Source organism: Shewanella hafniensis (genome assembly GCF_019655335.1).
Lineage (GTDB): Bacteria > Pseudomonadota > Gammaproteobacteria > Enterobacterales > Shewanellaceae > Shewanella > Shewanella hafniensis.
Genome location: NZ_BPFD01000136.1, coordinates 1 through 5,304, shown reverse-complemented (window position 1 = coordinate 5,304; position 5,304 = coordinate 1). Strand labels below are relative to the sequence as shown.

Genomic DNA, 5,304 nt, shown 5'->3' with positions numbered 1-5,304 from the left:
CTATAGTTCTCACAACACTACACAACTTTATACACAAATAGTGTCCACAACTGTCCACAAAAGCCAGAATAAATGCCCTTTATTCGCATTGACTTGGGGTTTTTATTAGGTTAAGGGACGCATTTTACTGAGTTATCCATAATATCTGTGGATAAGTGTGTGGGGAACGCAAGGGAAAGCAGAGAGTAACTTTGAACACTTTTTTGCAAAACGGGGAGTAACTCAGATATAAAATTTAAAATCAGTCACTTAGTTCAAAAGCATTCGTTATAATTTTACCCGAACTTTGACGCTCACTTTTTAACCGCCATTGCTAAGCGGTTATTTTTAAGTAAAATCCAACCATGAATCAAATTATCCCGCCCGAAAATCTCCCTGAGTTACTCGAACGCGCCCATCTGATGGCTGGCGTGAGTTTGGCGCAAATAGCAGCACAAAGAGGCTTAAATGTTCCCAAGGATCTTAAACGCGATAAAGGCTGGGTCGGCCAATTAATCGAAATGGAATTAGGCGCTACGGCGGGGTCTAAACCTGAGCAAGATTTTCTACATTTAGGGGTAGAACTTAAAACCATCCCCATAGATGCACAGGGGCGACCACTGGAGACCACTTATGTCTGCGTGGCACCGCTGTCAAATATCCAAGGGTTAACCTGGCAAAATAGCTTAGTCTGCCATAAGTTACAGCGCGTCCTTTGGGTACCTGTAGAAGGTGAACGGCACATTCCTGTAGGTGAGCGCCGCATCGGTACTCCGATATTATGGGAGCCTGATCCGCAGGAGTTGCAATTACTGCAACAGGATTGGGAAGAGATCATGGAGCTTATCGCCCTAGGCAAAGTTGAGAAACTCACCGCACGCCATGGCGAAGTGCTGCAATTACGTCCTAAAGCTGCCAACAGTAAAGCGTTAACGCAAAGCATTGCCGAAGATGGCAGCCTCAAAATGACCAACCCTAGGGGCTTTTATTTAAAGACCAGTTTCACCGCCATGATACTTAATAAGGTTTTTGGTTAATATTTAGTGACGATATAGACTTGGATTGATCCAGATCACAAATTTCACTGGCACTAAGGTGACTCTTTTCTATAAACTACGGCATTCTGAAATCACAGCCGTATTCGGATACCCATCAAGCAGTGAGAGCACGTAGACAAGCGAAAAAACTCCTTTTTGCGATTTTAGCTTGGGCGATTGCCATGGCTGCATTCGTGTTTTTTCGATATGCCCAATCACCAGAACTGCCCCAATGGGCGGTAGGTTCGGCCGATCTCGCGACACTTGCTATTTATATGGGGATAATTTTTGGCAGTCTACATTGGATGTCGAACGTTATTGCCGATTTCAGTGCCATCAATCGCCTCCCCTATGTGTTTTCTGTCATCTTTAAAGGCTTGTTTTTATTACTTGGTGCGACGACGTTAGCGTACATGACTCAGTTCTTGAATATGTGGGCCATCGAAAATCATATGTCGACCCTTAGACAAATGTTGACAGCGCACATTCTCTATAGTCCTTCATTCCAAGCATTGATCGTCTATCTGGTGGTCGTGCGAGTCAGTTTAGCCTTCGTCGAGCAAATGGCGCTGTTAGTCGGCCCACGTATTCTGCTCAACATTGGTCTAGGTAAATACCACAAGCCAAGGTACGAGCAGCGATTATTCCTTTACCTAGACATGATCGCCTCGACCACACACGCCGAATCACTTGGGGATTATCGCTTTAGTCGCTTGATCCAAGATAGCTTTAGCTTGCTGTCGGACACAGTGACCAATAACGAAGCGGAGATTTATCGCTATATGGGCGATGCTGTGTTGATCCACTGGCCGTTAGAAGAAGGGATAGTCCACGACCGCTGCATGAATATCTATTTTGAATTTAGTCAGCAACTTAATTGGCAAAGACGTTACTTTGAAGAACACTATGGCTTTGTGCCTAAGTTTAAAGCGGCGGCCCATTGCGGCCAAGTCGTAGCTGCGGTTGTTGGCGTGCAAAAACAAGAGATTAGTTTCTTTAGCGATGTACTCAATACCCTAGCGAGACTGCAAGATCAGTGTAACCCTTTGGGACAACGCATGTTGATCTCGGGCGCACTCGCGGGACGTTTAGATAATCCCAACACGCAATATCACCTATCGAATCTTGGTCCCGTCAAACTCAAAGGGAAACAACACTCCATCGAAGTGTTTGGCGTTTCCCCGCTCTGATTTCTCATCATTTTCAGCGTTAATTTACAGCAGCTCTTTATTGCAACAACACTTTTTGCAGCAGCACTTTTTGCAGCAAAATTTAGTGCTGTTGCTGCGAGCTTATTATTCGTCTTTGGTTAATAACTTTTGGATCATTAAACCTAAAGTACGGAAGGTTAAGATACGACTGGTCGTTTGACGCCAGACCAAGCCAATATCACGGTAAGGTGCTTCACCTGGCGGCGTCATCACCACCAAATCAGTATCGTTCAAAATACCCGCATCAATTGCCATTTGCGGCAGAAATGTGGTGCCCAGTTTACTGTTCACCATCTGCACTAAGGTATGCAGACTCGTTGCCGCAAAGGGGTTCACCTTAGCACTATCACCCAGTTGGCAAGCAGTAATGGCATGCCCAGTAATACAATGCTCACTTTGCAGCAGGAAAATACTCTCATCAGGTAAGGCTTGGTAGTCAACTGGCTGATGGATTTCTCCGGCCAAGTCCTTATGGATCACCATTTTGAAGGGATCTTTACCCACTTTCATACTGTGGTAACCGCTGGTATCCACAGGTAAAGCAAGGATCAACAAATCCAACTCGCCCTTACCTAAGGCATCCAACAAACGCTCAGTGGTATCTTCTTTCAGTAATAAACTCATTGCTGGATAAGATTGCTGGCATTGGCGAATAACACGACTCAATAGGAAAGGCGCAATAGTGGGAATACACCCTAAGCGTATATCGCCCGTCATCGGCTCGCCTTGGTTTTTCACCAGTTCAACCAAATCATCCACATCGGTGAGAATTTTACGAGCGCGCTGCACTACTTCTTCACCAATAGCGGTAAACATAAACGACTTATGGTCACGCTCAATCAACTGATGCCCTAACTGCTCTTCTAAGTTTTGGATCCCACTCGAAAGCGTCGATTGACTGACAAAACACACCTTAGCCGCGCGGTTAAAATTCTGCTCTTGATGGAGATTCACCAAATAGAATAAGTTTTTTAAGCTAGGTAAACTTTTCATTTTCTCGATTGCCATTAAGGTTATGAATTAAGAAATTAAATCTACTCTAGCATAACTGAAAGCCAATAACGCGGCATTAGATTTCAAGAGTGTGAGCCGAATCGACATTCAACCGATTAGCCGTAAAACTTAAGTGGGAGTGACCAACAAAGAGGGAAATAACACTCAGGGGAAAACATAAAAAGCGCTGAACTCGGCCGTAAACTAACGCAACAATCTAACGCAACAACAATCTAACGCAACAACAATCTAACGCAACAACAATCTAACGCAACAATCTGACGCAATCATTCACTCAATTGGGCGCAACAACAGATGTTATTGCTGCGCCTTAGCGTATCAATATCTTATGCTTTAGCTTGGAGGAATAACTTTAACTGTTGTAGGTCAGCGCTCGCATGTTCGACGATTTCAGCAACCCAAGCACTGTGTTCAGCCTCCCATCTTGGCTCTTCACCGTGTTGTAATAACTGGGCGATTTGCTGAATGCGTTTTAAACCTACCGAACCTGCGGCACCTTTAAATTTATGCGCTTCTGAACATAAGGTATCTCTGTCTGCAGCGTCGTTAGCCTTCACTAGATTTCCTACATATTCAGGCATGAGCTGCTCAAATAACACCACACTCTTAAGTAAAGTACCGGCACCAATGGCGCTACAGTACTGTTCGAGAGTATTGAGATCTAGGATTACTTCTAATTCAACTGTGGCCATGAGGCCTCCCTTAAGTGGTCCAATGCTTAAAACGAATTTATCACATGATACCCGCTAAAATTGTCTGTGCAACTTATAGCGATATCCATGGTCAAATTCAGATTAAAATTAACAAAAAACAAACTAATAGTCGTAAGTAAACCCTTACAAAATAATAGCGACGACATAGCATTTAAGGAGGAAATGTATCCCACTAACTTGCCTCTATCGTTGCGCTAATACATGCCCTTGTCCACCATAAAGCTGTAAATTATCCACAATTGCCACCAATCCATCCCATCGATAGGCACACCAATCAGGCGCTAATAGCATAGGTTTTTTCGCATAAGCGGTGACGCGGTGGAAAATCACTTCCGCGGGTGTATTGCGGATCATCTCACCAACACTGCGAGCATAATCTTCAAGACTCAGTAAAGATAAGCGCCCACTTCGCCACGCCTTGGCCATAGTGCTACCTTCGACGACATGCAAAGGATGCAGCTTCAAGCCATCAACGCCCTGCAGCAATACCGCCGCTAAGGTCGCCATATAATCGCTATGGATTTCATCGGGCAAGCCAAGAATAAGATGAGTGCACACCTTAAGACCGCGAGCTCTCGCCCTCGACACAGTGTCGCAATAACAGGCGAAATCATGGCCACGATTTATCTTGCGCAGCGTTTCATCTTTAGCGGTTTGCAACCCCAGTTCTAACCACACATCAACACCGTTTGCCTGATAACTTGCCAGTAAATCCAGTACATTATCTGGCACACAATCGGGACGAGTTCCTACACAAAGACCCACTATCTCGCCATCTTTAACGGCTTCATCGTACTTAGCCATTAACACCTGATACTCATCATAAGTGCTAGTGTAAGCCTGAAAATACGCTATAAATTTATCGGCTTGCACCTGAGGTTTCGCCTCACGATAACGACTCTTACCCTGCTCGAGCTGCTCGGTAATACTCAGCACATCAGCAGTTTGGTGGCTAAATGAGGCCACATTGCAGAAAGTACAACCTCCACGCCCCAAGGTGCCATCACGGTTAGGGCAGGTAAACTTGGCATCTATGGTGAGTTTTCGTAGTCGGGTACCATATCGCGCCTTGCAAACGGCACCAAAGGTGTTCACATATGCATCAAGCCCCATCAGAGCACCCACCAAATTTCATATCGCTTCATTGAGAATAACCAAGATAAAATCACAAATAGAAAAGAAAATACGTGAACAAATAGAAGAAAAAGCTTAGTGTAAACAAGGTAGCGAGTGGTTTCTTGGCGCTACATCAAATTCCTGCCTGACTCATACCGTTATTGTCATAAATGTGCGCATCCTCAAATTAACACACTAACCACTGAGATCTTGCTCACACTGATAATGAATAAT

At 44.6% G+C, this 5,304-nt stretch carries 5 protein-coding genes; 2 read left to right on the top strand and 3 right to left on the bottom strand.

From position 1 onward, the window contains the following. Nucleotides 1-344 precede the first annotated feature (344 nt). Nucleotides 345-1,016 carry a DNA mismatch repair endonuclease MutH gene (gene mutH, locus K5Q99_RS21205; RefSeq protein ID WP_106649841.1) on the top strand — a complete coding sequence of 224 codons (672 nt, stop codon included), beginning with the start codon at nt 345-347 and terminating at the stop codon, nt 1,014-1,016. A gap of 122 nt (nt 1,017-1,138) precedes the next feature. Further along, nucleotides 1,139-2,206, top strand: coding sequence for an adenylate/guanylate cyclase domain-containing protein (locus tag K5Q99_RS21200; RefSeq protein ID WP_220778049.1), 1,068 nt, complete (start codon nt 1,139-1,141; stop codon nt 2,204-2,206). Nucleotides 2,207-2,311: 105 nt separating this feature from the next. On the opposite strand, the gene oxyR is transcribed toward K5Q99_RS21200, so the two are convergent. The 3 genes from oxyR to mnmL form a co-directional block, all read right to left on the bottom strand. After that, nucleotides 2,312-3,220 (bottom strand): hydrogen peroxide-inducible genes activator, encoded by a 909-nt coding sequence (gene oxyR, locus K5Q99_RS21195; RefSeq protein ID WP_220592325.1) that lies wholly within the window; start codon nt 3,218-3,220, stop codon nt 2,312-2,314. Nucleotides 3,221-3,567: 347 nt separating this feature from the next. Continuing rightward, nucleotides 3,568-3,933, bottom strand: coding sequence for an Hpt domain-containing protein (locus tag K5Q99_RS21190; protein WP_106649840.1), 366 nt, complete (start codon nt 3,931-3,933; stop codon nt 3,568-3,570). Between the two features lie 204 nt (nt 3,934-4,137). Next, nucleotides 4,138-5,067 carry a tRNA modification radical SAM protein MnmL/YtqA gene (gene mnmL, locus K5Q99_RS21185; protein WP_220778048.1) on the bottom strand — a complete coding sequence of 310 codons (930 nt, stop codon included), beginning with the start codon at nt 5,065-5,067 and terminating at the stop codon, nt 4,138-4,140. Nucleotides 5,068-5,304: the final 237 nt, after the last annotated feature.

Coding starts and splice junctions, on each gene's coding strand:
- mutH (WP_106649841.1), top strand. CDS start 345: ATGAATCAAATTATCCCGCCCGAAAATCTCCCTGAGTTACTCGAACGC.
- oxyR (WP_220592325.1), bottom strand. CDS start 3,220: ATGAAAAGTTTACCTAGCTTAAAAAACTTATTCTATTTGGTGAATCTC.
- K5Q99_RS21190 (WP_106649840.1), bottom strand. CDS start 3,933: ATGGCCACAGTTGAATTAGAAGTAATCCTAGATCTCAATACTCTCGAA.
- mnmL (WP_220778048.1), bottom strand. CDS start 5,067: ATGGGGCTTGATGCATATGTGAACACCTTTGGTGCCGTTTGCAAGGCG.